At 66.5% G+C, this 2,631-nt stretch carries 2 protein-coding genes and 2 pseudogenes; 2 read left to right on the forward strand and 2 right to left on the reverse strand.

From position 1 onward, the window contains the following. Positions 1-523 (reverse strand): TetR/AcrR family transcriptional regulator (locus tag A5752_RS16655; RefSeq protein WP_067087723.1); only part of this gene is annotated, 523 nt, incomplete at its 3' end. Between the two features lie 72 nt (positions 524-595). Here A5752_RS16655 and A5752_RS16660 point away from each other — a divergent pair. Next, positions 596-2,176 (forward strand): phytoene desaturase family protein, encoded by a 1,581-nt coding sequence (locus A5752_RS16660; RefSeq protein WP_067087721.1) that lies wholly within the window; start codon positions 596-598, stop codon positions 2,174-2,176. Here the strand turns inward: A5752_RS16660 and A5752_RS16665 are convergent. Beyond that, a pseudogene (locus tag A5752_RS16665) lies at positions 2,164-2,565 on the reverse strand (VldE C-terminal domain-containing protein); the annotation flags it as partial. The gene A5752_RS16660 and the pseudogene A5752_RS16665 overlap by 13 nt on opposite strands. On the opposite strand from A5752_RS16665, the pseudogene A5752_RS27170 reads away from it, so the two are divergent. After that, positions 2,555-2,631 (forward strand): annotated as a pseudogene (locus A5752_RS27170) (50S ribosomal protein L11); the annotation flags it as partial. The pseudogenes A5752_RS16665 and A5752_RS27170 sit on opposite strands and share 11 nt — an antisense overlap.

A 2,631-nucleotide genomic window follows, 5' to 3' on the forward strand; every position in this document is an offset into this window, starting at 1 on the left:
ATAAGAGACAGCCCCAGTTCTCCACGGCCACAACGAGTGCCGCCGCCAACACCGCCCCCGCCACCTCGGCCTTCAATTCGATGCCCGGCACGTCGGCATATCGCGTCTGCACGAAGTCGGTGATCACCGCCGCGAACGATGCCTGCACCACCCGCAGGTGCCCGGCCGCCCGCTCACCGATCAGGCTCGCCCGCAGCAGCGCCGCCTGCCGCACCACCTCCAGGTCGTGCGGGAAGCTTCCGACACTCGCCATCACCGCATCGAACAGCGGCTCCGACGCCGGCCGCCGCGTCAGTGCCTCGGCAAGCCACTCCAGGTGCGTCTCGTAGTCCGCGAACAGCACCGCTTCCTTCGTCGGAAAGTGCCGGAAGAACGTCCGCTCGGTGACGCCAGCCTCCTCGGCCAGCTGCAACACCGTCACATTCGCGAACCCGTCCTTCGCGAACCGCGCCAACGCCACCCGCCGCAGCGCCTCCCTCGTCGCCTGACTGCGCTGCTGATGCAGGTTCACGGGCATCGCCATAGTCCCGCGATCGTATCGCACAAATTTGTCAGTACCGCCACAATTATGTCAGTACTGACATAGCCTGCCGGCATGAGCGACTATGACGCCATCGTCGTCGGCGCCGGCCACAACGGGCTGACCGCCGCCGCCCTCCTCCAACGCGCCGGCCTGCGCACCCTGTGCCTCGAGGCCAACACCTATGCGGGCGGCATGGCCGCCACCGTCGAACTCATCGACGGCTTCCGCTACGAGATCGCCGGGTCTGTTCAGTTCCCCACCCCGAGGGAGATCACCAAGGACCTCGGCCTCGACACCCTGCCCACCGTCGACTCCGACGTCATGTCGGTCAACATCGGCGAGGCCGGCGAAGAAGCCATGGTCTTCTACCGCGACCCCATGCAACTGATGACCCACCTCGCCGACAAGCACGGCACCGACGCCGTCACCGGCATGGCCGAACTCATCGCCTGGAGCCAGGGCCCCGCCCGCGCGCTCGGTCGGTTCGACGTCCGCAAACCGCCGAAGACCATCGACGAGATGTACGCCTGTGCCACAAACGAATCCGAACGCCGCGCCATCCACGAGACCTTGTTCGGCTCCGCAATGGACGTCATCGACCGCTACCTACCCGACAGGACGCGCCACTCCGTCATGCGCGGCATGCTTGCCTTCCTCGCCATCAACTCCACCTACCGCGGGCCCTACACACCCGGCAGCGCAACCTGTCTGGCCTTCGCCCTCGCCGTCCCCGACGAGGGCACCGCGATGATGACCAAACTCGAAGGCGGCATCGGCGCACTCACCGAGCACCTGCGCGAGATGTTCGAGAGCCGCGGCGGCGAGATCCGCTACCGCACCAAGGTCGAGCAGATCCTCGTCGACAACGGCAAGGTCACCGGCGTCCGCTGCAAGGACGGCCACACCATCACCGCACCCGTCGTCGTGTCCAACCTTTCCCCCGACACCACCCTCGCCGAACTCGTTGAGCCCGAGCACCTCTCACCCCAGCTGCTCGAACGCCTCCAGGGGCGCGACCACCGCGCCTCCTTCGTCCAGATGCACTTCGCGCTCGACGGTCTCCCCGAGTTCGCCCCGCCATACGACCTGCTCAACGAGCCCGGCATGCAACCGTCGGTCGGCATCTTCGGTTCGCCCGAAGAGCAGCAGCGGCAATGGGAGAACGCGTGTCGCGGCATCGTTCCCGACAACCCATCGCTGGGCATCCAGATCCCGTCGGTTCACGACCCCAACATGGCGCCGCCCGGCAAGCACGCCGCCAGCGCCTACGCCTACGCGTTCCCCGTCGAGACCTCCAGAGATCAGCACGGGCACCTGAAGAACGAGATGGCGCAACGAGTCATCGACAAGATCACCCGCTATGCACCGAACTTCAAAGACATCCAGATCCGGCACATCACCTTCGCGCCGTACCACATGAACACCATGTTCGGCGCTCCCTCCGGGGACTTCTGCCACGGCCTGCTGCACCCGGACCTGATGGGTCCGAACCGTCCCGGCCCGAAGGGCTTTCGCGATCTGCCGATCGGCATCGACGGCCTCTACCTCGGCGGCGCCGGCTGCCACGGCGGCCCGGGCATCACCTTCATCCCCGGATACAACGCCAGCTACCAGGTACTCGACGACCTCAGCGGTCAGGATCAGCGGAGGTAGACCTGGCCCTCGTGCGGATATCCGCCGCCCGCCGTGGCGATGTGCACGTGGTCGTAATGGTTGGCGGTGTCTCCGCCGCGGTCCGACATCACCTTCTTCGAGCCGTCGGGACGGTAAAGCGTCTGCCGCCAGATGGCGTGCTCGAGGCCGAAGCGCCCCGCATTCGCCAAGACGTAGGCGACCACTTTGTCCCCCAGCTCCTTGCCCGCCGCCGAGCGGGGGTCCGGGATCATCACGTCGATGGCCAATCCGTGCGGGTGCCATTTCAACGAATCGGCGCGAACGCCGCCGATGGTGAGGATCTCCGGAAACTGGGCACTCACTGCGCGCGCCGCCAAGACGGTATCGACCTGCAATCCGTTCTCGGGTGCCCGGCCCTGCGGCAACGTCATCCCCGTGGAGATCACCGTCTACGAGGACCGCAGCTTCACCTTCAACCTCAAGACGCCGCCGGC

This window comes from Mycobacterium sp. 852002-51961_SCH5331710 (assembly GCF_001665535.1).
In the GTDB taxonomy this organism is placed as follows: Bacteria; Actinomycetota; Actinomycetes; order Mycobacteriales; family Mycobacteriaceae; genus Mycobacterium.